We start from the raw sequence: 24,829 nt of genomic DNA, 5'->3' as shown, positions 1-24,829 counted from the left end.
GTCAGCCCGTGTCAGACCGGCAGCCGGTACACGCCATCCGCCAGCGGCTCGACCAGGCCGTCCTCGACCAGGCCGTCCAGAGCCCTGGCGCGCTGCACGGGCTCGTGCCACACCGAGTCCAGCGCCGCTTGCGGCACCGGCCCCGGCGAGGCCCGCAGCACCGCCAGCAGCCGGCCGCGCACCTGGCGGTCGGTCCCGGCGTACGACTGGCCGCGGCGCGGCGGGCCGTCGTGCGGCGGCGAACCGGCCAGCCGCCAGGCGCACAGCGCCGCCACCGGGCACTGCCCGCACTGCGGGGAGCGGGCGGTGCACACCAGCGCGCCCAGCTCCATGGTGGCCGCGGCCCAGCGGGCGGCCGTCGCCTCGTCGGCGGGCAGCAGGCCCGCCGCCGTACGCCGCTCGGCGGCCGTCGTGGCGTTCGGTGGGTGGGCGACACCGGTCACCACCCGGGCGAAGACCCGCCGCACATTCGTGTCGAGCACGATGTGCCGCCGCCCGTAGGCGAACGAGGCGACCGCCGCCGCCGTGTACTCGCCGACGCCGGGCAGCGCCAGCAGTTCGCTGTGCTCGCGCGGCACTTCACCGCCGTGCCGCTGCGCTATCGCGCCGGCCGCGGCGTGCAGCCGCAGGGCGCGGCGCGGATAGCCGAGCCGGCCCCACGCTCTGACCGCCTCGCCGGGCGACTCGGCGGCCAGGTCGGCCGGGCGCGGCCAGCGGGCCAGCCACTGCTCGTGCACCGGCAGCACCCGGACCACCGGGGTCTGCTGGAGCATGAACTCGCTGACCATCACCGACCAGGCGCCCGCGTCCGGGCGGCGCCAGGGCAGGTCACGGGCGTGGTCGCCGAACCAGTCGATGACCAGCTCGTGCAGCGCGGCCGCGGCCGAGGGCCCGGCGGCCTGGGCGGCGGTGGTGGCGGTCGCGGACTCGGGGGTGTGGTGGAGATGTGTGCTCATCGCCTCGCGATCCTCGCACACGCCACCCACAGCGACCGGTTGCCGACGTAAACGTGATCATCGGCAAAGACCGGGCACCGAGCGGCGGGTGTTGCGGCGGCACACGGGTGATCTCCCCTAGAGTTCGCGTGTGGGCTCGTTGCGCAATCCCGTCGGACCTCTCCCGTCGTCCATCTACTGGCGGCGGCGGACAGTGGTGTTCGCTCTCGTCGCGATCCTCGCCGTGCTGGGGATCTGGGCGCTGACCTCCGGTGACGGCGGCGGAGGCGGCAAGGGCTCGTCCGCGCCCACCGGGTCGCACTCCCCGGCGGCGACCATCACCGCCGGGCCCGCGCCGACCGGCAGCCACATCACCGGCCGCCCCGGCGGCCGCGACACCGCCCCCGCGGACGGCGGCGCCGCCTCCGACGGCGGTGCGGGCGACGGGACTTCGGCCGGTGCGGACGCGGGTGCCTCCGCCGGCGCGTCGGCGGGCGACACGGGCACCTCGACGGGCACGTCCGCGGGAGCGGGCACGTCCGCCGGTGCCGGCTCCGCCGGCGGCTCCTCGGGCGCCGGCGCGGGTACGGGCGCGGGCGGCGACCAGGTCCCGGTCGGCTCGACACTGCCCAACTGCTCGCCCGGCACGGTCTCGCTGTCCCTGACCAGCGTGCAGAACGCGTACTCGCCCGGCGAGACCCCGGTCTTCCAGCTGCGCGCCACCAACTCCGGCACGGTGACCTGCAAGGTGGACTTCGGTCCGCGCAGCGCGGTCTTCACCGTCACCAAGACCCCGGACGACAGCCACGTATGGGCCTCGAACGACTGCCCGGCCAGTACGTCGCCGTATCTGCTCCAGGTGCCGGCGCACGGCACCACCACCTACACCCTGCACTGGAACGGCAAGACCAGTTCCCCGCAGTGCGCCAAGCCCAAGGGCGCGCAGGCCGCGCCCGGCAACTACCTCACGCAGGCCCAACTGCCCGGCTACGGCACCAAGAGCGTGCCGTTCGTGCTGTCGCAGGACTGAGCCGGCCAAGCCCCGGCCGGACGGCCGGGGCTACACGTAGCGTTCGAGGATCGAGGACTCCGCCAGCCGCGACAGGCCCTCGCGGACCGAGCGGGCGCGGGCCTCGCCCACACCGTCGACCGCCTGCAGGTCGTCCACGCTGGCGGCGAGCAGCTTCTGCAGCCCGCCGAAGTGCTCGACCAGCCGCTCGATCACCGTGTTCGGCAGCCGCGGCACCTTGGCCAGCAGCCGGTAACCCCGGGGCGAGACCGCCGAGTCCAGCGACTCGGGCGAACCGGTGTAACCCAACGCCCGTGCCACCGTGGTCAGTTCGATCAGCTCGCTCTGCGGCAGCGCGTCCAGCTCGGCCATCGCCTCGGCGACCGTACGGCTGCGCTTGGCGGTCGGCTCCGGAACGTAGTCCCGGGCCACCAGCTCGCGCTCCGGCTCCACGCCCGCGATCAGCTCGTCGAGCTGCAGCGACAGCAGCCGCCCGTCGGTGCCCAACTCCACGACGTATTCGGCGATCTCGGTGGCGATCCGGCGGACCATCTCCAGCCGCTGCGCCACCGCCGTCACGTCGCGGACCGTGACCAGGTCCTCGATCTCCAGCGCCGACAGCGTGCCGGCCACCTCGTCAAGACGCAGTTTGTACCGCTCCAGGGTGGCCAGCGCCTGGTTCGCGCGGGACAGGATCGCCGCCGAGTCCTCAAGGACCCGGCGCTGCCCGTCCACGTACAGCGCGATCAGCCGCATCGACTGGCTGACCGACACCACGGGGAAGTTGACCTGCTTGCTGACCCGGTCCGCGGTGCGGTGCCGGGTGCCGGTCTCCTCGGTCGGGATCGTCGGGTCGGGCACCAACTGGACGCCCGCCCGCAGGATCTTGGTGATGTCCTTGTCCAGGATCAGCGCGCCGTCCAGCTTGCACAGCTCGCGCAGCCGGGTCGCGGTGAACTCCACGTCGAGGACGAAGCCGCCGGTGCACAGCGACTCCACCGTCTTGTCCATGCCCAGCACGAGCAGGCCGCCGGTGTTGCCGCGCAGGATGCGTTCGAGCCCGTCGCGCAGCCCGGTGCCGGGCGCGACAGCGCTCAGCGAGGCGCGCATCAGCCCGCCGTCCTGGCCGGTGCCGGACCTGCTGGCGGAGTCCGCCGCTGCCTTGCGGGCCGGGGCGGCGCCTGCCCGGTCGTTGGCTGCCACTGCGTTCCTCCGGTCGGTGCGGTTTGGAGTGAGTTTACGTCGTCCGCGCCGCGGGCCGCCGATCGCCGGCGTGCGCCCCCCGGTGCCCGCTACCCCGCGGACTGGCCCCGGGACGCCCTGGACGGCAGTGCGCGCAGCGCGTCACCGATGTCCGAGACCTCGATCACACGCATCCCCGCGGGCACCTTGCCGGGGTCGGTGGGCACCAGGGCGTGCGTGAAGCCGAGCCTGGCCGCCTCCGACAGGCGGCGCTGCACACCGGTGACCCGGCGCACCTCGCCGGCCAGCCCCACCTCGCCGATCGCCACCAGATTCTTCGGCAGCGGGGTGTCGATCGCCGCGCTGGCCAGCGCGAGCGCCACCGCCAGGTCGGCGGCCGGCTCGGTGAGCTTCACCCCGCCGACCGTCGCCGTGTAGATGTCCTGCTTGCCGATCGCCTTGATCCGGCCGCGCTGTTCGAGCACCGCGAGCATCATCGACACCCGGGACGTCTCCAGGCCCGATGTCGTACGCCGCGGCGAAGGGATCTGGGTGTCCACCGTCAGGGCCTGCACCTCGGCGACCAGCGGCCGCTTGCCTTCCAGGGTCACCGTCAGGCAGGTGCCGGGCACCGGCTCGTCGCGCCGGGTCAGGAACAGGCCCGACGGGTCGGCCAGCCCCGTGATGCCCTCGTCGTGCAGCTCGAAGCAGCCGACCTCGTCGGTGGCGCCGTAGCGGTTCTTCACCCCGCGGATAAGCCGCAGCCGCGCGTGCCGGTCGCCCTCGAAGCTCAGCACCACGTCCACCAGGTGCTCCAGCAGCCGCGGGCCGGCGATCGCACCGTCCTTGGTGACATGGCCGACCAGCAGCGTGGCCATCCCGCGCTCCTTGGACGCCCGGATCAGCGCGCCGGCGACCTCCCTGATCTGCGCCATGCCGCCGGGGGCGCCGTCGATCTCCGGCGAGGCCACGGTCTGCACCGAGTCCAGCACCAGCAGGGCGGGCTTGACGTCGTCCAGATGCCCGAGCACCGCGGACAGGTCCGTCTCGGCCGCCAGATAGAGGTGGTCGGCGAGCGCGCCGATCCGGTCCGCGCGCAGCCGCACCTGCGAGGCCGACTCCTCACCCGTCACGTAGAGCACCGGGCTCTGCGCGCTGGACGCCTTCGCCGCCACGTCCAGCAGCAGCGTCGACTTGCCGACACCCGGCTCCCCGGCGAGCAGTGCCACCGCGCCGGGGACCAGGCCGCCGCCGAGCACCCGGTCCAGCTCCGGCACCCCGGTCGAGCGCGCGGTCGCCTGCCGCCCGTCGACCTGGCCGATCGGCCGGGCCGGCGAACTCACCCGCCCCGGCGCGGTGGTGCGCACCGCGGAGACCCCGCCGTACTCCTCGACCGTCCCCCACGCCTGGCACTCCCCGCACCGGCCGAGCCACTTGACGGTGGTCCAGCCGCACTCGGTGCAGCGGTAGGAGGGACGGTCCTTCGAAGCGGGCTTGCGGGTGGCCATGCCGCCACCGTAGCGGTCGGGTACGACATGCCGCCCCGGCCGGTGCCGGTGGTGGGGGCGCACCCGGGGGGCGTGCGGTGCGGGCCTCGGGCGTGCGCACGCCTGTTCACTCGTAAGGATGGCCGAACTGTCCCCTTTCGGTGCGCATCGCTACCCGTAAGGGTTAATGGCCGCGAGGACGGCTGAAGCGGGGGCGGTCGCGGGCCTACCGTCACCCGGTGATGAGCAGGCAGGAGACCCCCACCCCCACCCCGCAGACGACCGGTGCGCACCGCAGGCACCGGGCGTCCGCGTCAGGGCGCTCGGCTGCACGGTCCGCTGCGCGCTCGGCGGCCCGCGACTCCCGCGACTCCCGGGAGAGCGACGCGGTGCGCCGCCCGCACGGCACGCTGCCGATGGTGCCGCCCGCGCACTACGAGCCGTACCTCGACGGCCTGTTCACCTACTGCCTGTCCATCCTGTGCGAGCACGACGCCGCCTCGGGCGCGCTCGGCGAGGTCCTCGCCCTCGCGGAACGCCAGCGGACCCGGCTGCGCGACCCCGCCCTGCGGCGCCCCTGGCTCTACGCCCTCGCCCGCTGGTCCTGCCTGCGCCGGCTCGCCGCGGGCACCCCGCTGGCGCCGGTCCGCGCCGCGGCCTCCGTCGCCGACCAGCGGGCCGCCCAACTCGCCGCCCTGGCCTGGCCGGAGGCCGCGGGCACCACGCCCGAGCAGCGCGAGGCCCTGGAACTGGCCGTACGCCACCAGCTGCCGCCGCACGAGGTCGCCGCCGTCCTCGGCCTCGAAACGGACGCCGCCCGCTCCCTGCTGGCCCGCGCCGCCTGCGAGGTCGAGCGGACCCGGGCCGCGCTGGCCGTCGTCGACACCGGGCGCTGCGTCTCCCTGGCCCAACTCGCCGGCGACACCCAGGTCCTGCTCGGGCCGGTGCTCCGTGACGAGCTCGTCCGCCACGTCGACGAGTGCACGGTGTGCCGGCGCACGGCGGAACGCGCTGTCGCCGCCGGGCCCTGGCCCGGCGCCGCCGCGGGCGCCACCGCCGTCCTCGCGCTGATCGAGGCGCCGCGGGCCGGCGCGTGCGCCGCGCTGCTGCACGCCATGGAGACCGGGGCCGGCCGCACCCGGGACGCCACGCCCCGCTTCGACCGGCGCGGCTTCCCGCTGGACCTGAAGGACCGGGCCGCGCGGCGGGCGCAGTTGCGGCACCGTGCCGTGACGACCACGGTCGTCGCGGCGGTCGTCGCCGCGCCCGTCCTGGCGATCTGGGCCGCGTATCGGGCGACGCCGCTCGGCGGCGACGACGGGCCGCACAGCGGCGGCCGCGCGGCGGCCGGGGCCCCCGACGGGGTGGGGCTGCCGTACGAGAAGGCCGGCAGTTCGCACCCCCGGCCCTCGGGGCCTGGCGGGCCGCCCGGGGCGGACGCGGCGGTGCCCGGCGCGGTGGACGTCACCGCGGTGACCGTCACGCCCTCCGGCGGGCCGTCCAGGACCGGTGCGGGCTATCTGACGGTGACGGCCGCGTCCGCCCGGGGGCGCACCCTGGTCACCCTCACCGCGAGCGGCTCCGGTGACGTGCGGTGGACCGCGTCGCCGTCCGGCGGGTGGCTGCGGCTGTCCGCGACCTCGGGGGTGCTGCGGTCCGGCGAGTCGGTCACCGTCTCGATCTGGGTGGTCCGCCAGCTGGCTCCCGCCGGGGCCTGGACGGCGTCGGTGGCCTTCGCGCCGGCCAATGCCACGGTGCTTCTGCGGGGGATCTCGCGTCGGGCGGTGCCGCCGCGGCCGGGGTCGTCGGCCGGGGCGGGCGCGTCTCCGGGTGGGGCGTCGCCGACGGGGTCACCGGGTCCCTCGTCGGACCCGGGGCCGCCGACGCCCACGCCCACTCCCACGCCGACGTCGTCGGACTCGGCGTCCCCGTCGCCGTCGGAGGGGTCGGGCTCGCCGGACCCCTCGTCGCCGTCGCCGGGCTGATCCGGGTTTTGGCGGGGTGTTGCCCGCCCGCCCGCCCACCCGTGCGGGTGTTTGGTCGGGTGCGGGTGCCGCTGGTGGGTGGGTCGGTGCCGCCCCGGGGGTATCTCCTCGGCCTGCGCACCATGGCTCTTACGGTTCCTTCCAGCGGGAGTTGTGCGCAGTCCTGCGGGGACACCCCCGGCCGTCCCCTTCCCGCCGCCGGCGGCTCCCTGCCGACACTGGCTGGGGGGGAGGGGTTCGGACGTGGGCACCGCCTCCCGTGCCCGCCCCCGGGGGCGCTGGATGGCTCCCCGGGGACCCTTTGCTGCGGGCGTCATGCCTGCCCGCGCGGGACGCCTGCGGCGCCTCCTCACCCACGGCGCGACAGCCGCCGATGGTGGTCACCCCCACAAGAAGGCCGTTCGCCAAACAACTACTCGCACGGGTGGCGCGGGTGGGAAACACCCCGCGCCGCAGGCGCGGGAAACCCCCCGCCGACGGCGGCGGCCCCCAGCGGTGCCGCAGGCGCGGGAAACCCCCCACGGACGTGCCCCCGCCGACGGCGGCGGCCCCCAGCGGTGCCGCAGGCGCGGGAGACCCCCCACGGACGTGCACCCGCCAGTGGTGGCGGCCCCCCGGCAGGGGAGTGGGGTCAGAGCAGGGTCAGGACGCGGGGGCCGTCCGCTGTGACGGCGACCGTGTGCTCGATGTGCGCCGCGCGGCTGCCGTCGACCGTGCGCAGGGTCCATCCGTCCGCAGCGGTGGCGTATTCGTCCCGCCCGCCCGCCATGAGCATCGGCTCGATCGCCAGGGCCAGCCCCGGCCGGAGGGGGAATCCGCGCCCCGGCCGCCCCCGGTTCGGCACGTGCGGGTCCTCGTGCATGCGGCGCCCGATGCCGTGGCCGCCGAAGTCCGCCGGCATGCCGCAGCGCGCGGTCCTGGCGACCTGGCCGATCGCGTGCGAGATGTCGCCGATGCGGTTGCCCGCCACGGCCGCGGCGATGCCCGCGTCGAGGGCACGCCGGGTCGCGGCGATGAGGTCGAGGTCGGCGGGGCGCGGGGTGCCGACCGTGAAGGAGATCGCGGCGTCACCGGTCCAGCCGTCGAGTTCGGCGCCGCAGTCGATGCTGACGAGGTCGCCGTCGCGCAGCCGGTAGTCGGTGGGGATGCCGTGGACGATCGCGTCGTTGACCGACGCGCAGATCACGGCCGGGAAGGGGGTCGGGGCGAAGGGCGGGCGGTAGCCCAGGAACGGGGAGCCGGCGCCGGCCTCGTCGAGGACGGCGCGGGCGGCTTCGTCGAGCTGGCGCAGCGACACCCCGACGGCGGCCGCCTCCTGGGCGGCGGCCAGTGCGCGGGCGACGACCCGGCCGGCCTCGCGCATCGCGTCCAGTGCCGTGTCGGTCTTGATCTCCACCATGGTGGTCCTCCTCCAATTCTTATACCGGTATTAGTATCACAGGCATGGTGAGGACTCCTTTGACCCCGTGGGAACGCAGGCGCGGTGAGCGGTTCGGCGCGCTGCTGCGTGCGGCGCGCGGTGAACGCAGCATGGTGGAGGTCGCGGCGGCGGCCGGCGTATCGGCGGAGACGCTGCGCAAGATCGAGACGGGCCGGGCGCCGACACCGGCCTTCTTCACGGTGGCGGCGCTCGCCGGCGCGCTGGGGCTGTCGCTCGACGTCCTGGTCACCGCGTGTGCCCAGGACGCGGAGGCGGCGGCGCTGTCGGCCTGACGGCCGGGGCCGTCAGGCCGGGTCGGCCGGGTGCGGGGCGAGCAGCGGGAGGGCGGTGGCCAGCCGGGTCTCGCAGGCGGCGGCCAGTTCGGCGTAGGCGGCCTCGCCCATCAGCTCGGTGAGCTCGGCGCGGTAGGAGACGTAGACGGGTTCGCCGGCGCCGTGGGCGGAGGTCGCGGAGGTGCACCACCAGTGCAGGTCGTGGCCGCCGGGGCCCCAGCCGCGGCGGTCGTACTCGCCGATGGAGACGACCAGCACGCGGGTGTCGTCGGGGCGGTCGACCCACTCGAAGGTGCGGCGGATCGGCAGCTGCCAGCACACGTCGGGCTTGGTCTCCAGCGGTTCGCGCTTCTCGCGCAGCGCGAGGGCGTGCAGCGCGCAGCCCTGGCCGCCGGCGAAGCCGGCCCGGTTGGAGAAGATGCAGGCGCCGTCCACGACCCGGGTCTGCCGCTCGCCGTCCTCGTTCTCCTCCGCCCAGAAGCCGCCGGGTCCGGCGCCGAGGCCGTGGAGCTGCCAGGTCTCCGGCGTCAGGCGGGCGGCGTGCTCGGCGACCCGCTTCTCGTCGTCGTCGTCGGAGAAGTGCGCGCCGAGCGAGCAGCAGCCGTCGTCGGCGCGGCCGGCCACGATCCCCTGGCAGCCGCTGCCGAAGACGCAGCCCCAGCGGGAGGTCAGCCAGGTCAGGTCGCAGCGGAAGACCTGCTCCTCGTCGGCCGGGTCGCCGAACTCCACCCAGGCGCGGGCGAAGTCGAGGTCGGCCTCGTCGGCCGTCGCCACCGGCTGGATCTGCTGTACGCCCTTGCGGGTCTTCACCTTTGCCACGTCGCCTAGCGTAAGACCGGAATGCACCGAATACGGTCACGCGCCCCGCGCCGATTGGTTCCGGCCGTCCTGCGGGGCCTCCGCCCGGTGCGATGACCCTCTCGTAGGCCGAAGCCGACCGGCCGGCTGGCGGGTCGTGGCCGGTCCCGGCCGGGCGGGAGCCGCCGCACCGGGAAGGCGGCGGCTCCTGGGGCTGCCCTAAAGTGCTGCCCATGCGACTGGGAGTGCTCGACGTGGGTTCCAACACCGTTCACCTGTTGGTCGTGGACGCGCACCCGGGCGCGCGGCCGTTGCCGGCGTATTCGCACAAGGCGGAGCTGCGGCTCGCCGAGCTGCTGGACGAGGGCGGGGCGATCAGCGCGGACGGGGTCGACCGGCTGGTCGGGACGATCGCGGACGCGCTGCGGGTCGCGGAGGACAAGGGCGCGGAGGACGTGCTGCCGTTCGCGACGTCGGCGGTGCGGGAGGCGGCCAACGGCGAGCCGGTGCTTGCCCGGGTCGAGCAGGAGACCGGGGTGCGGCTGACGGTGCTGTCGGGCGAGGACGAGTCGCGGCTGACCTTCCTCGCGGTGCGGCGGTGGTTCGGCTGGTCGGCGGGGAAGCTGCTGGTGCTGGACATCGGCGGCGGCTCGCTGGAGGTCGGCTACGGGATGGACGAGTATCCGGACGCCGCGGTGTCGCTGCCGCTGGGCGCGGGGCGGCTGACCGGCGGGTGGCTGCCGGGCGACCCGCCGGGCGCGCAGGACGTACGCCATCTGCGGCGGCACGTGCGGGCCGAGATCGCCAGGACGGTCGCGGAGTTCGCCCGGCTCGGGGCGCCCGATCTCGCGGTGGGGACGTCCAAGACGTTCCGGCAGCTGGCCAGGATCTGCGGCGCCGCCCGCAGCGCCGAGGGGCTGTACGTGCAGCGGCTGCTGCGCCGCGACGCGCTGGAGGAGTGGGTGCCGCGGCTGGCGGCGATGACCGCGCAGCGGCGGGCCGGGCTGCCGGGGGTCTCCGAGGGGCGAGCCGGGCAGCTGCTGGCCGGCGCGCTGGTGGCCGAGGGGGCGATGGACCTCTACGGGGTGAGCGAGCTGGAGATCTGCCCGTGGGCACTGCGCGAGGGTGTGATCCTGCGCAAGCTGGACGTCATGGCCGCGGACACCGCGGGCGCCGCCTCGGCCGGGGGTCTCGCGGGCGACACGCACGGCACTGTGGCCAACCCCACACCCGGGACCGCGCCGTTCAACGGCGGTACGGCGGCCACCGTGGCCCGCAGGCCCGCCTGAGACCCCCATGCTCATGGGGCCCCGCCGTACCCTGGCTCCCGTGGCTGAACCAGTGGACCCCAGCAAACGAACCGGCGGCGTATCCGGCGTGAAGGTCGCGCTGTCCACGGCCTCGGTGTACCCGGAGTCCACGGCGACGGCGTTCGAGATCGCCGCCCGGCTCGGATACGACGGGGTCGAGGTGATGGTGTGGACCGACCCGGTCAGCCAGGACGTCGACGCGCTCCAGCGGCTGTCGGACTACCACCGGATGCCGATCCTGGCCGTGCACGCGCCCTGCCTGCTGATCACCCAGCGGGTGTGGTCAACCGACCCGTGGGTGAAGCTGCAGCGGGCCAGGAAGGCCGCCCTGCGGCTGGGCGCCTCGACGGTCGTGGTGCACCCGCCCTTCCGCTGGCAGCGCACCTACGCCCGGGACTTCGTCCGCGGCATCTGGCGGATGGCGGACGAGACCGAGGTGCGCTTCGCCGTCGAGAACATGTACCCGTGGCGCTACCGGGACCGCGAGATGCTGGCGTACGCGCCGGACTGGGACGTGACCAAGGAGGACTACCGGCACTTCACGGTGGACCTCTCGCACGCGGCCACGTCACGCACCGAGGCGCTGGAGATGGTCGGGCGGATGGGCGACCGGCTGGCGCACGTCCACCTCGCCGACGGCAGCGGCTCGGCGAAGGACGAGCACCTGGTGCCGGGGCGCGGCACGCAGCCGTGCGGCCCGCTGCTGGAGTCGCTGGCGGCGACCGACTACCGCGGGCACGTGGTGATCGAGGTCAACACCCGGCGGGCGATGTCGGCGGCCGAGCGCGAGGCCGACCTCGCGGAGGCGCTGGCCTTCACCCGCCGGCACCTGGCGGTGCCCTCGCCGTCCCGCCCGTCGTCGGTCCGGGCGTGAGCGGTACGCCACTGGACGGCGGTACGCCCCGCCGCCGCGGCCGGCCCGCGGGGACGCGGGCGGGTGCGGCGGCCGGGACCCGGGAGCGGATCCTCGCCGCGGCCCGCGAGGAGTTCTCCGCCCGCGGTTACGACCGGACCTCGGTGCGTTCCATCGGCAAGGCCGCCGACGTCGACGCGGCCCTGGTCCACCACTACTTCGGCACCAAGGAGCAGGTCTTCGCGGCCGCCGTCGAGGTGTCCTTCGGCCCGGCGCTCGAACTGCCCGGCTTCGTGGCGGCCGGCGGCCAGGACGGCATGGGGGAGCGGGTGGCCCGCTTCATGCTGGGCGTGTGGGAGAACCCGGTCACCAGGGAGCCGCTGCTGGCGATCGTGCGGTCGGCGGTGACCAACGAGCGGGCCGCGGCGGTCTTCCGCGCCCTGGTGGGCCGCAAGGTGCTGGCCCGGGTGGCGGGGGAGCTGCGGGTGCCCGACCCCGAGTTCCGGGTGCAGCTCGCCGCCGCGCAGCTGGTCGGGATCATCATGCTGCGCTACGTGGTGAAGGTGGAGCCGATCGCCTCGGCGGCCCCGGAGGACCTGGTCGCGGTGGTGGCGCCGACGCTGCAGCGCTACCTGACCGACCCGGACGTGGGCCCGGGAGCGGGCGGCGCGCGGCCGTAGCACGCGCGTACGGAAGGCAGGACGCCCGTTCCGTCATCCGGACGAGCCGTCCGGATCCTGGGCGACGGGCGTACTCTCGACGGCACGGTCGCGCGTCGCGGCCCCGTCGTACGAGCTGAGTGAACCCAAGGGAGTGGACACCGTGCCCGAGCTGAGGTCACGTACGGTCACCCACGGCCGCAACATGGCAGGCGCCCGTGCGCTGATGCGCGCGTCCGGCGTGGACAGCGCAGACATCGGCAAGCCGATCGTCGCGGTCGCCAACAGCTTCACCGAGTTCGTACCCGGGCACACCCACCTCCAGCCGGTCGGCCGGATCGTCTCCGCGGCGATCAAGGCGGCCGGCGCGGTGCCGCGCGAGTTCAACACCATCGCCGTGGACGACGGCATCGCCATGGGCCACGGCGGCATGCTCTACTCCCTGCCGTCCCGCGACCTGATCGCCGACTCCGTCGAGTACATGGTCGAGGCGCACTGCGCCGACGCGCTGATCTGCATCTCCAACTGCGACAAGATCACCCCGGGCATGCTGATGGCCGCGCTGCGGCTGAACATCCCCACGGTCTTCGTCTCCGGCGGCCCCATGGAGGCCGGCCGCGCCACCCTGGTCGACGGCACGGTCCGCAAGCTCGACCTGATCAACGCGATCGCCGACGCCGTCAACGAGGACGTCTCGGACGCCGACATCCTCCGTATCGAGGAGAACGCCTGCCCGACCTGCGGCTCGTGTTCGGGGATGTTCACCGCCAACTCGATGAACTGCCTGACCGAGGCGATGGGCCTGGCGCTGCCCGGCAACGGCTCGGTGCTCGCCACCCACACCGCACGCAAGGCGCTCTACGAGGACGCCGGCCGCACCGTCGTGGAGCTGACCAGGCGCCACTACGAGCAGGACGACGCGAGCGTGCTGCCGCGCGCCATCGCGACCCGGGCCGCGTTCGACAACGCCATGGCCCTGGACATCGCCATGGGCGGCTCCACCAACACCATCCTGCACCTGCTGGCCGCCGCCCAGGAGGCCGAGCTCGACTACGGCCTGACCGACATCGACGCCGTCTCGCGCCGGGTGCCCTGCCTGGCCAAGGTCGCGCCGAACGTGGCACCCGGCGGCACGTACTACATGGAGGACGTGCACCGGGCCGGCGGCATCCCGGCGATCCTCGGCGAGCTCTACCGCGGCGGCCTGCTCAACGAGGACGTGCACACCGTCCACTCCTCCTCCATCAAGGAATGGCTCGACACCTGGGACGTCCGCGGCGGTTCGCCGTCCGAGACCGCCGTCGAGCTGTGGCACGCGGCCCCCGGCTGCGTCCGCTCCGCGCAGGCCTTCTCGCAGTCCGAGCGCTGGGACTCGCTGGACACCGACGCGGCGGGCGGCTGCATCCGCGACGTCGGGCACGCCTACTCCCAGGACGGCGGACTCGCCGTGCTGCGCGGCAACCTCGCCGTGGACGGCGCCGTCGTGAAGACCGCGGGCGTCGACGAGTCGATCTGGACCTTCGAGGGCCCTGCGGTGGTCTGCGAGTCGCAGGAGGAGGCCGTCGAGAAGATCCTCCGCAAGGAGATCAGCCCCGGCGACGTCATCGTCATCCGCTACGAGGGCCCGCGCGGCGGCCCCGGCATGCAGGAGATGCTCTACCCGACCTCGTACCTGAAGGGCCGCGGCCTCGGCAAGTCCTGCGCCCTGATCACCGACGGCCGCTTCTCCGGCGGCACGTCGGGCCTGTCCATCGGCCACGCCTCGCCCGAGGCGGCCTCCGGCGGCACCATCGCGCTGGTCGAGGACGGCGACCGCATCCGGATCGACATCCCGGCGCGGTCCATGGAACTGCTGGTCTCCGATGAGGAGCTGGCGTCCCGCAGGGCGGCGCTCGGCGGCGTCTACGCTCCCCGCGACCGGGAGCGCAAGGTGTCCACCGCGCTGCGCGCGTACGCCGCCATGGCCACCAGCGCGGACCGGGGCGCGGTGCGCGACATCTCCAAGCTCGAAGGCTGAGCGGTACGGCGCCGCGGCCGCCCCGGGTGCTTCCCGGGGCGGCCGCGCCGTTCGTGAGCCGGTGTCAGCTCAGGCCCAGCACCGCCGCGGTCCGGTCGGCGAGCTTCGACTCGCCGAGCGCGTTGGGGTGCACGGGCACGAAGTTGGTGCCGAAGAGGACCGGCTCGATCCACCGGGTGCCGGCCGGCGCGCAGGCGTCATGTCCCTCCGACACCCCCGACACGTCCACGTACGTGGCCCCGGTCTCCGCGGCCGCGCGGCGCACCGCCGCGTTGAGGTGGGTCTGCAGGTCCCGCAGGTAGGGCACGTCGCCGGAGGCGATCGGCAGCTTCGCGAAGCAGCCGGCGACCGGGGCGGCGGGCACGATCCAGGGGTAGCCGAGCACGGCCACCCGGGCGTTGGGCGCCTTGGCGCGTACCGCGGCGAGGGTGGACCTCAGCGCCTGGTAGGTGCTGTTGTCGACCTGGTCGTCGAAGGTGCTGCCGTAAAGGCTCTGGCAGGGGTGCCCGAACCCGAGGGTCGCGATGCCGGCCGACCCGCAGGCGAGGATCGCGTCGATGAAGGTGTTGTTGTCGTTGCCGCCGATCGTCATCGTGACCAGCCCGGTGCTGCCGCTCAGCGCGTCCAACTGCGGTGCCACGCCCGGATACTGCGCCCCGGCGAAGTCCTTGGTCTGCGCGCCGCCACACGTGACGTCGGTGAGCGCGAGCCCCGCACGGGCGGCGAGGACGTGCGGGTAGTTCGCGGTGGACCGCACGCACAGCAGCGCGGCGGACGGGTCGAGCGGCAGGATGCCCGACCCGGCGCTGTAGCTGTCGCCCATCGCCACGTACGACTGGGCGGCGCTCCGGGCCGGCGCGGCCTGCGCGGCCGGGGCGTTCAGGCTGAGCACCGCCAGGGTGCCGGCGGCCAGGGCCGCCGCGATCCCGCGGGCGGGGCGGGTCGTGATGCGCATCGACATCTGCTGTCTCCTTTGACGCTGACATGACACTGGCATCGATTGGTGCGGATATCTGTCGGGATCGGATGAAGTCGGCGGTGCTCCGCCGAAGTTACTGACTGGTCAGTCGGCGGTCAATGCCCCACGCACGCACCGCCCCCCCGCCATCCACTTCTTCACCATTCCGCCCCACCCTGCCCCCGCTCCAGAGGGCACCCCGCAGGGGCGCGAGGAACTGCGCGCCCAGCCACAGCGCACCGCAGGTGTGAAGGCGACAGGATGTGGCACTCACTCAGGGGCGCGGGGAACTGCGCGACAAGCCCCCACCGGGTCGCGGGCGGCGGGCCACCGCAAGTACCACTCCCGGGGGCGCAACCCCCTGTTGGCGTCCCCAATTCGGGGGCCACCACGGCGCGGCGCCGTCTCCCCGCCCCAGCCACGCAGTGAAGTGGCCGGCGTGAAAGAGATCATGGCCGCGGCAGCGGCAAGCGCGTTGCTCGCCGCGGTGAGCCAGGTAGCCGCACCCCCCGCCCCGGGGCACGCACCCCCCGCCCCTGGGCAGGGGCTCGTCCTGAAAGCCGGCACCCGCAGCGCGACCCTCGCGTGCGAGCCCGTACCGCACGGATCCCACCCCCTCCCCCTCCCGGCGTGCACCGCCCTGTCCGCCGCGAACGGCGACTTCGACGCGCTGCCGGGCCAACTGGCCGTCTGCCATGACCCGTACGCCCCTGTCGTCGTCACCGCCCGAGGCGAGTTCCGCGGCCAACCGGTCGACTGGCGCAAGAAGTTCGCCAACTCCTGTGTCCTGCGGGCCGCGACCGGCCCGGTCTTCGCCTTCGCCTAGCCGGCCGGCGCGGAGGCCGGCGCAGAGGCCGGCGCAGAGGCCGGCCCGGGGGCGGGGCGCAGGCCGGTACCCAAGAGCCTGCGCGGAGCCGGTGGCGTGGTTCCGCCGGACCGGGGAAAGCGGCAGGCAGGCCCCGAGAGGCGGGGCCAGGAAAGCGAGGCAGCAGACATGTCATTCCTCTGGGCAATCGTCGCGGGCCTGATCATCGGCCTGCTGGCCAAGCTCGTCCTGCCCGGACGCCAGCCGATTCCGCTGTGGCTGACGGTCGTCCTGGGTGCGATCGGCGGGCTGCTGGGCAACGCCCTGGCCTCGGCCTTCGGCGTCGCCGACACCAACGGTGTGGACTGGGTCCGCCACGCGATGCAGATCGGTGCCGCCGCAGTGCTGATCGCCGTGGTCACCCCGGCCTGGGGAAGGCGTCGCGCCTGACGCCCCCGCCTGCGGGGCACGCGGTGAACCGAGGAGTGCGGGGAGCGTCCCGGCCGCCTGGCCGGGACGTAGGGTGAGACTCCATGAGCAGGCACATGTCGTTCGAGCGGTTGCACAACTTCCGTGACCTCGGCGGTTACCCCACCGCCGGCGGTCACGTAGTCCGTTGGGGGCGCCTCTTCCGCTCCGACTCGCTCGGCAAGCTCGGCGGCGCGGACTGGGACCGCTTCCTCGACCTCGGGGTGACCACGGTCATCGACCTGCGCCACCCGGCGGAGATCGACGCCAAGGGCCGGGCGCCCGAGCACCCGACGCTCGCGTATCACAACCTCAGCATCGAGCACCGCCCCTACGACCAGCCGTCCCAGGGGCCCGAGGTGGAGCCCGGCCCCTACCTGGCCGCGCACTACCTGGAGGTCGCCGAGGACGGCGTGAAGGAACTGCGCCAGGCGTTGGACCTCATCGCCGCCCCGGACACCGGGCCGGTGGTCTTCCACTGCGCCTCAGGCAAGGACCGCACCGGCCAACTCGCCGCCCTGATACTGGCGTTGCTGGGTGTGCCGGACGACGTCATCATCGAGGACTTCGCTCTCACCGAACTGGCCGCCGACCGCCTGCTCGCCGACTGGACCGCGGACAACGGCGGCGTGGCCCCCCGCTGGCCCGCCTACTGCCACGCGCCTGCCGACGTGATGCGGATCTTCCTCACGGCGATGGCCGACACCTACGGTTCCGTCCAGGCCTACGCGGCCGAGCAGTTGGGCGTCGACGCCGAGCTGGTCGCCGCGCTGCGCCGCAACCTCCTTGAGCCGCCGCTCGTTTTCCGCCGTGCCGGCGAGGCCGACGTGCCGGTACTGGTCGGCCTGCGCGACGCCGCCGCCCGCTGGCAGATCGCCCGCGGCATCGACCAGTGGCAGCCGGGCGAGTTGGGCGAGGACCACTTCCGCGCGCGGCTCGCGGACGGCGAGGTGTGGATCGCCACGCTCGGCCCCGGCGGCCCGGTCGCCGGCGCCTGGGAGCTGTGGTGGCAGGACCCGGCGGCCTGGGGGACCAGACCGGGCGCCGCCGGCTACGTCCACCGCCTGATGACCGCCCGCGACACCGCACCGCCCGGCACCGGCCGCCGCCTGCTCGCCGAGGCGGAACGCCGCGTCGCCGAGGCCGGGTTGGAGCTGTGCCGGCTGGACTGCCTGGCCGGCAACGCCGTGCTGCGCACCTACTACCGGGCCGCCGGCTACGAGGTCGTCGGCGAGCAGTCCGCGAAGTCCGGTGCGCGGGGGACGACTTACGCGGTCACCCTGCTGGAGAAGCGCCTGGCGCCGGTAACCATCGCTGCGTAGAACGGGATTCAGGCGGCGGCCGGGCTGACCTTCCACAGCCGGACCGTCTTGTCCGCGTTGGCGGCGGCCATGGTCTTCCCGTCGGGGCTGAAGGCGATCGACCGCACCAGGCCGCCGTGGCCGGCGAAGGTCATGACGACCTCGCGCCGGTCCACGCTCCAGACCTCGACGGTGCCGTCCTCGGCGCCGGTGGCCAGGATCGTGCCGTCCGGGCTGAAGGCCACCGCGTAGAGGGGCCCGGCCCGGCTGGTGAGGACGGTGACCTGATCGGGTCCGGTGCCGGTCCACAGCCGCAGCGAGCCGGTCGCGGCGGCGAAGACCCCGCCTTTTCGCGCGTAGGCCACGGCCGAGGTCTCGGCTGCCATGCCGACGGCGCTGTCGAAGAGGGTGAAGGGCCCCTGCGAGGCGACGTTCCAGTAGATGACGGTGCCGCCCGAGTCGACGCTCAGCACGCTCGTGCCGTCGGGGTTGTAGGCCACCGACAGCACGGGGTCGCGGTGGGCTCCGGTGAGGACGCCGCTCTGCCTGCGCCGCGCGACGTCCCACAGCACGACGTTCGCGTCGTCCCGGCCCGCGGCCAGCGTCTTGCCGTCGGGGCTGAAGGCCACCGTGCGGCACCTCACGCTCTTCGGGGTGCTCAGCCCGGCGGGCACCGCCGCCGGATCGAGCCGGGTCGCGTCCCGCAGCAGGACGTTCCCGTCGGCGCCCGCCTCCGCGAGGATCTTCCCGTCCGGGCTGTACGCCACCGTGTCGACGGGGTAGGTCGCGTCACCCGAGCCGTCGAGCCTCGTGACCCGCTTGCTGGTGGCGACGTCCCAGACCACGACGGCGTTCCCCCCGCCGCCGGCGGCGATGTTGTCGCTGTCCTGGCTGAACGCCACGGCGTAGGCGGCGCCCGTGAGACCCGTCAGCACGGAGGACTCCACGATCCGCAGTGAGCCGCGGTCCTTCTTCGGCCACAGCGCCAGTGCCGTCCCGCCCGTCGCCGCGGCCAGCGCGGCGGCGCCGCCGCCCCGCAGGAGGCTGCGGCGCCGCGGCCCCCGGGCCTGACCGGCGCCCGCGCCGGGGTTCGGGCGCGGGGGCCCGCCGGGCGCCGGGACGGTGTGCGCGGCCGGGTCCGCGCCGGGACTCCGGACCGTGGGCGTATACGCCGCCGGGCCCGCCCCCCGCAGCCGGCCGGCCGTGGTTGCCGCGTCGGGACGCGCCGCCGGGTCCTTCGCCAGCAGCTCGGCGACCAGCGACTCGACGCCCGCCGGCACATCGGCCCGCAGCGACCGCAGCGGCGCCGGCACGTCCTCCACGTGGCGCCGCATCAGCGCCCACGGGTGCTCGCCCGTGGGGAAGGGCGGGGCGCCGGTCAGCAGGGCGTGGAGCACGCACCCGAGCGCGTAAAGATCGCTCTGGACGGTGACGTGCTCGCCCCGCCACTGCTCCGGCGACATGTACGGCGGCGAGCCGAACGGGCGGCCGGTGAGCGTCAGCCCCTCCGTCGCCTCCGCGGTCCACGCGATGCCGAAGTCGCAGATCTTCAGGCGGCCGTCGGCCGTCAGGAACAGGTTGGCGGGTTTGAGGTCGCGGTGCACCACCTTCCGCGCGTGCGCGGCCGCCAGCGCGTCGGCGGCCTGCGCCGCCAGGTCCACCGCCTGGGCCACCGGCAGCCCGCCGGGCGCGGAAGCCGCCAGCAGATGCGCGAGGTCGGTGCCCTCCAGCAGCTCCATCACCAGGAAAAGCCGCCCGTCGTGGTGCCCGACGTCATGCACCACCGTGATCCCGGGGTGCTGCAGCCGCGCCCCGATCGACGCCTCCCGCCGGAAGCGCTGCAACGCCTCGTGCCCGGCGTCGACCGTGAGCAGCACCTTCACGGCGACGGGCCGGCCCAGCGCCTCGTCGAAGGCCCGCCACACCTCGCCCATCCCGCCCCGCCCGAGCCGCGAGTCCAGCCGATACCGCCCGGCTATCCGCTCTCCCGCCTGCACCCTGCCCCCTGCCGCGACCACTAGCCCGTGCCGTGCGGGCCATTCTGCAACACCACCCCCACCCCCGACCCCCACGACGACCTCCCAGCCCCCTCAGGCGCCCAATGAACCGCCCGCACAACAGGATGTGGCACCCCTTGGGTGGTGCGGGGAACGCGCGCTCAGCCAGAGCGCACCGCAGGTGTGAACGCAACGGGATGTGGACCCCCCTCAGGGGCGCGAGGACTGCGCGACAAGCCCCCGCCGGGCTCCAGTCGAGGCAGCGGGCCACCGCACGTGGCGCCGACCCTCAGAGCGCGCCCGACGCTAGAGCAGCGCGAGCGCCGTGTCCCACAGCCGCCCGGCATTGCCCGGGTCGAGGGCGAAGGGGGCGACGCCGCCGCCGAAGAGCGGCGGGGCCTGGTCGAGCAGGGCGGCCTCCGCGGCGTCCTCGAAGTAACGGCCGCCGACCCCGTCGAGCAGCGGGGACGCGGCAAGCAGCACGGAGGTGGCGGCCCCCTGGGCCACGGTCTTGCGCCGCTCGGGCGGGGTGCGCAGACCGCCGGTGTGCTGCTGGAGGTTGGTGGCGATGGCACCGGGGTTGACCGCGTTGGCCAGGATCCCGTCGCCGGCCCAGCGCCTGGTCGCCTCGACGGCGAGCAGCACGTCGGCCGTCTTGGACTCCCCGTAGGCGACGAGCGGCTGGTAGGGCCGGAAACGGTAGTCCAGGTCGTCGAAGACGACCGGCGCGAAGAGGTGCGCGCTGGAGCTCAGCGACACGACCCGGGCGCCGCCGGCCCGGGCCAGCGCAGGGTGCAGGGCGGTGGTGAGGGCGAAGTGCCCGAGGAAGTTCACGGCGAACTGCAGCTCGCGGCCCTGCGGGGTGCGGGTCAGTTCGGGCGGCGCCATGATCCCGGCGTTGTTCACCAGCATGTGCAGCGGCCCGTCCCAGCCGGCGGCGAAGTCGCGGACCGAGCCGAGGTCGGCGAGGTCCAGCCGGCCGGCCGTGACCGTTGCGTTGCCGGTGGACGCGCTGATCGCCTCGGCCGTGCGCCGCCCGGCGGCCGCGTCCCGTACGCCGAGTACGACCTCGGCCCCCGCGGCGGCCAGCGCCCGCGCGGTCTCGGTGCCGACCCCCGAGGTGGCTCCGGTGACGAGGGCGCGGCGCCCGGTCAGGTCGAGGCCGGCCAGCACCTCGCCGGCGGTGGAGGCGAAGCCGAAGGGGGTGGTGAGCGGTGTCTTCGAAGGAGTGAGTCCGTTCATACGTCCGAGGGTGCACGACCGCGTCACGGTGAGTAAGACCCTGCTGACACCGGTACCCGCAGGGACAGGCTGCGGGCCGCACGCGGCCGGCCGCCGGGCTTACGGTGGAAAGGTGGCTACCGCAAACAGGCTGGGCGACTATCTCCGCACCCGCCGCGAACGCGTCCAGCCCGCCGACGTCGGGCTCCCCGAGGGCGGGCGGCGCAGGGTGCCCGGACTGCGCCGCGAGGAGGTCGCGCTGCTCGCGGGCATCAGCGTGGAGTATTACCTGCGGCTCGAACAGGGCCGTGACCAGCACCCTTCGCCGCCGGTGCTGGCAGGTATCGCCCGCGCCCTGCAGCTCGACACCGACGCCGAGCGCTATCTGACCGAGCTGGCCGCCATGCCCGCCGCGCGCCGCAGGCCGGCCAGGCCGGAGCGCGTCAGCCCCGAGGTGCGGACGCTGATCGACAACTGGACCAGCACCCCCGCCCTGGTCCACGGCCGCTACATGACGACGCTGGCCGCCAACCCGCTGGCCGTCGCCCTGAACCCCTTCTTCGCCCCCGGCGTGAACACGCTGCGTGCGGCCTTCCTCGAACCGGCGATGCGCGACCTCTACCGCGACTGGGACGCTATGACGGCCAAGGCCGTCGCCTATCTGCGGTCGATCATCGGCGCCGCCGACGACCCCCGCCTGGCCGAGCTGATCGGCGAGCTGAGCCTGCGCAGCGACCGCTTCCGTACGCTGTGGGGCCGCCAGGACGTCCGCCGGCGGACCAGCGGGCTCACGCTGCTTCAGCACCCGCAGGTCGGTCCGCTCGACCTGCACTACGAGAAGCTGGCGCTGCCCTCCGCACCGGGCCAGATGCTCATCACCTACCACGCCGAGCCGGGCTCGCCCTCGTACGAACGCCTCCAGCTGCTCGCCCACCTGACCCCGGCGCAGGGTCCTGGTGCGACCTCGTCCCCGGCAGCAGAGGACCGGCACATGGCCACGGCTTCGTCCCTTGCCACGCCTGCGGGCATCGCCCAGGCCTCGCGCGGCGCCGCGGGCCGGCCCGCGGCACCGCCGCGGCAGTAGCCGCCCGCTACTTGCGGGACGCCCCGACGGCGCCGACGACGCCCACCACGGCCGCGACCACGGCGCCGTGCCACAGCCCGGTCCATATGGTGCTGAAGAAGCCCTGGCTGGTGAGCACCTGCCGGATGACCAGGTCGCTGAGGAACATCAGCCCGGCGGGCACCGCCGCCACCTGCCACGGGTGCGAGCGTGCCCAGCGGCGCAGCCGCCGGTCGCGGCCCGAGCCGTGCGAGGAGTAGCCGAGCACCGCGCCGGACCCGCCGACGCAGAAGAAGAGCAGGGCCGCGATCGAGATCGCACCGGACAGGATGCCGAGGCCGAAGTGCCCGTGCACCAGGTGCAGTGCGAGGGACACACCGCCGCCGAGGGCGCCGACTGCGGCCGCGGGCCGCCACGGTCCGAGGGTCGCGGACGCCACGGCCAACTGCCGCTTCTCCGTGCCGGAAACAACGATTTCACGGGATGAACGACTCATACCGCAACAGTCCTCCGCCACCGGCACGAAGGCCATAGGGGATGACCCTGACGCGCCCCCCATGCCCCGCCCGCACCCTCCGCCCCTGACCGGAGGCCCCCGGATCGCACAGGCCCCCAGCGGCTGCCGGCGATACCCCCGCCGCGGCCTTGACGCGGAAGCATTGCGGGTGTTTATTCACCGCATGATGAATAAACACCCGGAACCCGCCGTCGAGGCGGCCGGCCTCCGCGTCGTCCGCGGTGGCCGCACCGTGCTCGACGACCTCGCCTTCGCGATCCCCCGCGGCCGCATCACCGGCCTGCTCGGGCCGAGCGGCTGCGGGAAGTCCACCCTCATACGGGCCGTCATCGGCTCCCAGGCACACGTCACCGGCACCCTCACCGTCCTCGGCCGCCCCGCGGGCCACCGCGCCCTGCGGCCCAGGGTCGGCTACGTCACCCAGGCACCCTCCGTCTACGCCGACCTGACCGCCCGGCAGAACCTCGACTACTACGCCGCGGTCCTCGGCATCCCCCGCCGGGACCGCCCCGCCCAGGTGGACCGCGCACTGCACGACGTCGACCTCGTCCCGCACGCCGACGCCCTCGCCGGGAAGCTGTCCGGCGGCCAGCGCGGCCGCGTCTCGCTCGCCGTCGCACTGCTCGGCGACCCCGAACTGCTCGTGCTCGACGAACCCACCGTCGGCCTCGACCCGGTGCTGCGCCGGGACCTGTGGCAGCTCTTCCACCGCCTCACCGACGAGCGCGGCGCGACCGTCCTGGTCTCCTCCCACGCCATGGACGAGGCCGAACGCTGCCACCGCCTGCTGCTCCTGCGCGACGGCCGGCTGCTGGCCGACGACACCCCCGACGCCCTGCGCCACAGCACCGGGACCGACACCGTCGAGGACGCCTTCCTGCACCTGGTCGACCAGGCGAACGCCGCCGACCGCGCCCCGTCCGGCCCCGCCGCACCCGCCCCCTCCGACACCGCCGCGCCCACGGAGGCGACCTCGCGATGAACCCCGCCCGTACGCTCGCCACCGCACGCCGGGTGCTGCGCCAGCTCAGCCACGACCCGCGCACCATCGCCTTGATGCTGGTGGTGCCCTGCGTCCTGCTGACGCTGCTCAAATACGTCTTCGACGCCAGCCCGCACACCTTCGACTCCGCCGGCGCCTCCCTGCTCGGCGTCTTCCCGCTGATCACGATGTTCCTGGTCACGTCCATCGCCACGCTGCGCGAACGCACCTCAGGCACCCTGGAACGCCTGCTGTCCATGCCGCTGGGCAAGGCCGACCTGCTCGCCGGCTACGCCCTCGCCTTCGGCGTCGTCGCCGTCGTCCAGGCCGCACTCGCCACCGGGCTGGTCTTCGCCGTCCTCGGCCTGGACGTCGCGGGATCCGGCTGGCTGCTGCTGGTTGTCGCGCTCGCCGACGCCTTCCTCGGCACCGCGCTCGGGCTGTTCGTCAGCGCCTTCGCCTCCAGCGAGTTCCAGGCCGTGCAGTTCCTGCCCGCCGTCCTGCTCCCGCAACTGCTGCTCTGCGGCCTGTTCGTGCCGCGCGGCGACATGCAGCCGGTGCTCTCCGGGGTGTCCGACGTGCTGCCGATGTCGTACGCGGTCGACGGCATGAGCCAGGTCGTCCGGCACACCGGCGTCACCGGCGACTTCGTACGCGACCTCGCCGTCGTCGCCGGATGCGCGCTGCTCGCCCTCGCGCTCGGCGCCGCCACCCTGCGCCGCCGCACGTCGTGACCGGGGCGCGATCCGGGTGACCGGGGCGTGGACGTACCCGCTGCCGGACGGCCGTTGGCGGCATTATGGCCCCATGACCCAGCAGACAGTCGCCGTCCTCGGCACCGGAAAGATCGGCGAGGCCCTGCTCTCCGGCATGATCCGGGCCGGATGGGCACCCGCCGACCTCCTCGTCACCGCCCGCCGCAAGGACCGGGCCGACGAGCTGCGTGCCCGCTACGGCATCGAGCCCGTCGACAACGCCGAGGCGGCGAAGTCCGCCGACACCCTGATCCTGGCCGTCAAACCGCAGGACATGGCGGCCCTGCTGGACGAGCTCGCCCCGCACGTGCCGGCCGACCGCCTGGTCATCAGCGCCGCCGCCGGCATCCCCACCGGCTTCTTCGAGGGCCGCCTCGCCGACGGCACCCCCGTGGTCCGGGTGATGCCCAACACCCCGGTGCTGGTCGACGAGGGCATGTCGGTGATCTCGGCCGGACGCTACGCAGACGAGTCCCATCTCGCCCGGACCGAAGCCATCTTCCAGCCGGTCGGCAAGACCCTGCGGGTCCCGGAGAAGCACCAGGACGCCGCCACCGCGCTGTCCGGCTCCGGCCCGGCGTACTTCTACTACCTGGTCGAGGCCATGACCGACGCCGGCATCCTGCTCGGCCTGCCCCGCTCCCAGGCCCACGACCTCATCGTGCAGTCCGCGATCGGCGCCGCCGTGATGCTCCGCGACAGCGGCGAACACCCGGTCAAGCTCCGCGAGGCGGTGACCTCCCCGGCCGGCACCACGATCAGCGCCATCCGGGAGCTGGAGAACCACGGCGTCCGCGCCGCGCTCCTCGCCGCC

General features: G+C 74.4%; 23 protein-coding genes (1 of these 23 only partly in view). 14 read left to right on the top strand and 9 right to left on the bottom strand.

Annotated features, from left to right (window positions below; genetic code table 11):
* Positions 1 to 11 precede the first annotated feature (11 nt).
* The gene (locus OG702_RS15080) at positions 12 to 956 is read right to left on the bottom strand and encodes an A/G-specific adenine glycosylase (protein ID WP_327289389.1); all 945 of its coding nucleotides are present in this window, start codon (positions 954 to 956) and stop codon (positions 12 to 14) included.
* 130 nt (positions 957 to 1,086) lie between these two features.
* On the opposite strand from OG702_RS15080, the gene OG702_RS15075 reads away from it, so the two are divergent.
* Positions 1,087 to 1,965: a hypothetical protein gene (locus OG702_RS15075; protein ID WP_327289388.1), complete on the top strand. Its 879-nt coding sequence runs from the start codon at positions 1,087 to 1,089 to the stop codon at positions 1,963 to 1,965.
* 30 nt (positions 1,966 to 1,995) lie between these two features.
* Here OG702_RS15075 and disA read toward each other — a convergent pair whose 3' ends face one another.
* The gene (gene disA / locus OG702_RS15070) at positions 1,996 to 3,147 is read right to left on the bottom strand and encodes a DNA integrity scanning diadenylate cyclase DisA (RefSeq protein ID WP_442814428.1); all 1,152 of its coding nucleotides are present in this window, start codon (positions 3,145 to 3,147) and stop codon (positions 1,996 to 1,998) included.
* Between the two features lie 89 nt (positions 3,148 to 3,236).
* Positions 3,237 to 4,634 carry a DNA repair protein RadA gene (radA, locus tag OG702_RS15065; protein WP_327289387.1) on the bottom strand — a complete coding sequence of 466 codons (1,398 nt, stop codon included), beginning with the start codon at positions 4,632 to 4,634 and terminating at the stop codon, positions 3,237 to 3,239.
* A gap of 221 nt (positions 4,635 to 4,855) precedes the next feature.
* On the opposite strand from radA, the gene OG702_RS15060 reads away from it, so the two are divergent.
* Entirely contained in the window at positions 4,856 to 6,598 is a 1,743-nt protein-coding gene (locus OG702_RS15060; protein WP_327293238.1) for a hypothetical protein, read from the top strand.
* 631 nt (positions 6,599 to 7,229) lie between these two features.
* Here OG702_RS15060 and map read toward each other — a convergent pair.
* On the bottom strand, positions 7,230 to 7,997 hold the full coding sequence (gene map, locus OG702_RS15055; protein WP_327289386.1) for a type I methionyl aminopeptidase: 768 nt from the start codon (positions 7,995 to 7,997) through the stop codon (positions 7,230 to 7,232).
* 44 nt (positions 7,998 to 8,041) lie between these two features.
* Between map and OG702_RS15050 the strand changes: the two genes are divergently transcribed.
* A complete protein-coding gene (locus OG702_RS15050) occupies positions 8,042 to 8,311 on the top strand; it encodes a helix-turn-helix domain-containing protein (protein ID WP_327289385.1) in 270 nt (89 codons plus the stop codon).
* A gap of 12 nt (positions 8,312 to 8,323) precedes the next feature.
* Here OG702_RS15050 and OG702_RS15045 read toward each other — a convergent pair whose 3' ends face one another.
* Entirely contained in the window at positions 8,324 to 9,121 is a 798-nt protein-coding gene (locus OG702_RS15045; RefSeq protein ID WP_327293237.1) for a hypothetical protein, read from the bottom strand.
* A gap of 221 nt (positions 9,122 to 9,342) precedes the next feature.
* Between OG702_RS15045 and OG702_RS15040 the strand changes: the two genes are divergently transcribed.
* From OG702_RS15040 to ilvD, 4 genes are all read left to right on the top strand, one after another.
* Positions 9,343 to 10,398 (top strand): Ppx/GppA phosphatase family protein, encoded by a 1,056-nt coding sequence (locus OG702_RS15040; protein ID WP_442814427.1) that lies wholly within the window; start codon positions 9,343 to 9,345, stop codon positions 10,396 to 10,398.
* Positions 10,399 to 10,438: 40 nt separating this feature from the next.
* Entirely contained in the window at positions 10,439 to 11,293 is an 855-nt protein-coding gene (locus OG702_RS15035) for a sugar phosphate isomerase/epimerase family protein (RefSeq protein WP_327289384.1), read from the top strand.
* Positions 11,290 to 11,952 (top strand): TetR/AcrR family transcriptional regulator, encoded by a 663-nt coding sequence (locus tag OG702_RS15030; protein ID WP_327289383.1) that lies wholly within the window; start codon positions 11,290 to 11,292, stop codon positions 11,950 to 11,952. Before OG702_RS15035 ends, OG702_RS15030 begins: the two co-directional genes overlap by 4 nt.
* 142 nt (positions 11,953 to 12,094) lie before the next feature.
* Entirely contained in the window at positions 12,095 to 13,948 is a 1,854-nt protein-coding gene (gene ilvD / locus OG702_RS15025) for a dihydroxy-acid dehydratase (protein ID WP_327289382.1), read from the top strand.
* Positions 13,949 to 14,012: 64 nt separating this feature from the next.
* On the opposite strand, the gene OG702_RS15020 is transcribed toward ilvD, so the two are convergent.
* Positions 14,013 to 14,903: an SGNH/GDSL hydrolase family protein gene (locus OG702_RS15020; RefSeq protein WP_327293236.1), complete on the bottom strand. Its 891-nt coding sequence runs from the start codon at positions 14,901 to 14,903 to the stop codon at positions 14,013 to 14,015.
* A 442-nt stretch (positions 14,904 to 15,345) separates the two neighbouring features.
* Between OG702_RS15020 and OG702_RS15015 the strand changes: the two genes are divergently transcribed.
* The 3 genes from OG702_RS15015 (at position 15,346) to OG702_RS15005 (ending at position 17,501) form a co-directional block, all read left to right on the top strand.
* Complete coding sequence (locus tag OG702_RS15015; protein WP_327289381.1) at positions 15,346 to 15,732, top strand: SSI family serine proteinase inhibitor; 387 nt, start codon at positions 15,346 to 15,348, stop codon at positions 15,730 to 15,732.
* A 168-nt stretch (positions 15,733 to 15,900) separates the two neighbouring features.
* Positions 15,901 to 16,161: a GlsB/YeaQ/YmgE family stress response membrane protein gene (locus OG702_RS15010; RefSeq protein ID WP_327289380.1), complete on the top strand. Its 261-nt coding sequence runs from the start codon at positions 15,901 to 15,903 to the stop codon at positions 16,159 to 16,161.
* A gap of 83 nt (positions 16,162 to 16,244) precedes the next feature.
* Positions 16,245 to 17,501, top strand: a complete 1,257-nt coding sequence (locus OG702_RS15005; RefSeq protein WP_327289379.1) for a GNAT family N-acetyltransferase — start codon at positions 16,245 to 16,247, stop codon at positions 17,499 to 17,501.
* Positions 17,502 to 17,509: 8 nt separating this feature from the next.
* Here the strand turns inward: OG702_RS15005 and OG702_RS15000 are convergent, their stop codons facing one another.
* Together OG702_RS15000 and OG702_RS14995 are read right to left on the bottom strand one after the other, a co-directional pair.
* On the bottom strand, positions 17,510 to 19,477 hold the full coding sequence (locus OG702_RS15000) for a WD40 repeat domain-containing serine/threonine protein kinase (protein ID WP_327289378.1): 1,968 nt from the start codon (positions 19,475 to 19,477) through the stop codon (positions 17,510 to 17,512).
* Positions 19,478 to 19,783: 306 nt separating this feature from the next.
* Positions 19,784 to 20,719 (bottom strand): SDR family NAD(P)-dependent oxidoreductase, encoded by a 936-nt coding sequence (locus tag OG702_RS14995; RefSeq protein ID WP_327289377.1) that lies wholly within the window; start codon positions 20,717 to 20,719, stop codon positions 19,784 to 19,786.
* Between the two features lie 112 nt (positions 20,720 to 20,831).
* On the opposite strand from OG702_RS14995, the gene OG702_RS14990 reads away from it, so the two are divergent.
* A complete protein-coding gene (locus OG702_RS14990) occupies positions 20,832 to 21,782 on the top strand; it encodes a helix-turn-helix domain-containing protein (RefSeq protein ID WP_327289376.1) in 951 nt (316 codons plus the stop codon).
* Between the two features lie 7 nt (positions 21,783 to 21,789).
* Here the strand turns inward: OG702_RS14990 and OG702_RS14985 are convergent, their stop codons facing one another.
* Entirely contained in the window at positions 21,790 to 22,257 is a 468-nt protein-coding gene (locus OG702_RS14985; protein ID WP_327289375.1) for a hypothetical protein, read from the bottom strand.
* 184 nt (positions 22,258 to 22,441) lie between these two features.
* Here OG702_RS14985 and OG702_RS14980 point away from each other — a divergent pair, with 184 nt between their 5' ends.
* From OG702_RS14980 to proC, 3 genes are all read left to right on the top strand, one after another.
* Positions 22,442 to 23,260, top strand: a complete 819-nt coding sequence (locus OG702_RS14980) for an ABC transporter ATP-binding protein (protein WP_327289374.1) — start codon at positions 22,442 to 22,444, stop codon at positions 23,258 to 23,260.
* Positions 23,257 to 23,994, top strand: a complete 738-nt coding sequence (locus tag OG702_RS14975) for an ABC transporter permease (protein ID WP_327289373.1) — start codon at positions 23,257 to 23,259, stop codon at positions 23,992 to 23,994. The genes OG702_RS14980 and OG702_RS14975 overlap by 4 nt, the downstream gene beginning before the upstream one ends.
* Positions 23,995 to 24,067: 73 nt before the next feature.
* Positions 24,068 to 24,829, top strand: the 5' portion of a protein-coding gene (gene proC, locus OG702_RS14970; protein ID WP_327289372.1) for a pyrroline-5-carboxylate reductase. 48 nt of this gene lie beyond the right edge of the window; only the first 762 of its 810 coding nucleotides appear in the window; it begins with the start codon at positions 24,068 to 24,070; its stop codon lies beyond the right edge, outside the window.

Origin of the sequence: Streptomyces sp. NBC_01198, from assembly GCF_036010485.1 — a bacterium.
Classification (GTDB): Bacteria; Actinomycetota; Actinomycetes; order Streptomycetales; family Streptomycetaceae; genus Actinacidiphila.
This window is presented reverse-complemented; position numbering and strand designations above follow the sequence as displayed.

Excerpts from the sequence above, each read along its gene's own strand:
- OG702_RS15080 (WP_327289389.1), bottom strand. The coding sequence starts at position 956 with ATGAGCACACATCTCCACCACACCCCCGAGTCCGCGACCGCCACCACC.
- radA (WP_327289387.1), bottom strand. The coding sequence starts at position 4,634 with ATGGCCACCCGCAAGCCCGCTTCGAAGGACCGTCCCTCCTACCGCTGC.
- OG702_RS15060 (WP_327293238.1), top strand. The coding sequence starts at position 4,856 with ATGAGCAGGCAGGAGACCCCCACCCCCACCCCGCAGACGACCGGTGCG.
- map (WP_327289386.1), bottom strand. The coding sequence starts at position 7,997 with ATGGTGGAGATCAAGACCGACACGGCACTGGACGCGATGCGCGAGGCC.
- OG702_RS15050 (WP_327289385.1), top strand. The coding sequence starts at position 8,042 with ATGGTGAGGACTCCTTTGACCCCGTGGGAACGCAGGCGCGGTGAGCGG.
- OG702_RS15040 (WP_442814427.1), top strand. The coding sequence starts at position 9,343 with ATGCGACTGGGAGTGCTCGACGTGGGTTCCAACACCGTTCACCTGTTG.
- OG702_RS15020 (WP_327293236.1), bottom strand. The coding sequence starts at position 14,903 with ATGCGCATCACGACCCGCCCCGCCCGCGGGATCGCGGCGGCCCTGGCC.
- OG702_RS15010 (WP_327289380.1), top strand. The coding sequence starts at position 15,901 with ATGTCATTCCTCTGGGCAATCGTCGCGGGCCTGATCATCGGCCTGCTG.
- OG702_RS15005 (WP_327289379.1), top strand. The coding sequence starts at position 16,245 with ATGAGCAGGCACATGTCGTTCGAGCGGTTGCACAACTTCCGTGACCTC.
- OG702_RS14995 (WP_327289377.1), bottom strand. The coding sequence starts at position 20,719 with ATGAACGGACTCACTCCTTCGAAGACACCGCTCACCACCCCCTTCGGC.
- OG702_RS14985 (WP_327289375.1), bottom strand. The coding sequence starts at position 22,257 with ATGAGTCGTTCATCCCGTGAAATCGTTGTTTCCGGCACGGAGAAGCGG.
- OG702_RS14980 (WP_327289374.1), top strand. The coding sequence starts at position 22,442 with ATGATGAATAAACACCCGGAACCCGCCGTCGAGGCGGCCGGCCTCCGC.
- OG702_RS14975 (WP_327289373.1), top strand. The coding sequence starts at position 23,257 with ATGAACCCCGCCCGTACGCTCGCCACCGCACGCCGGGTGCTGCGCCAG.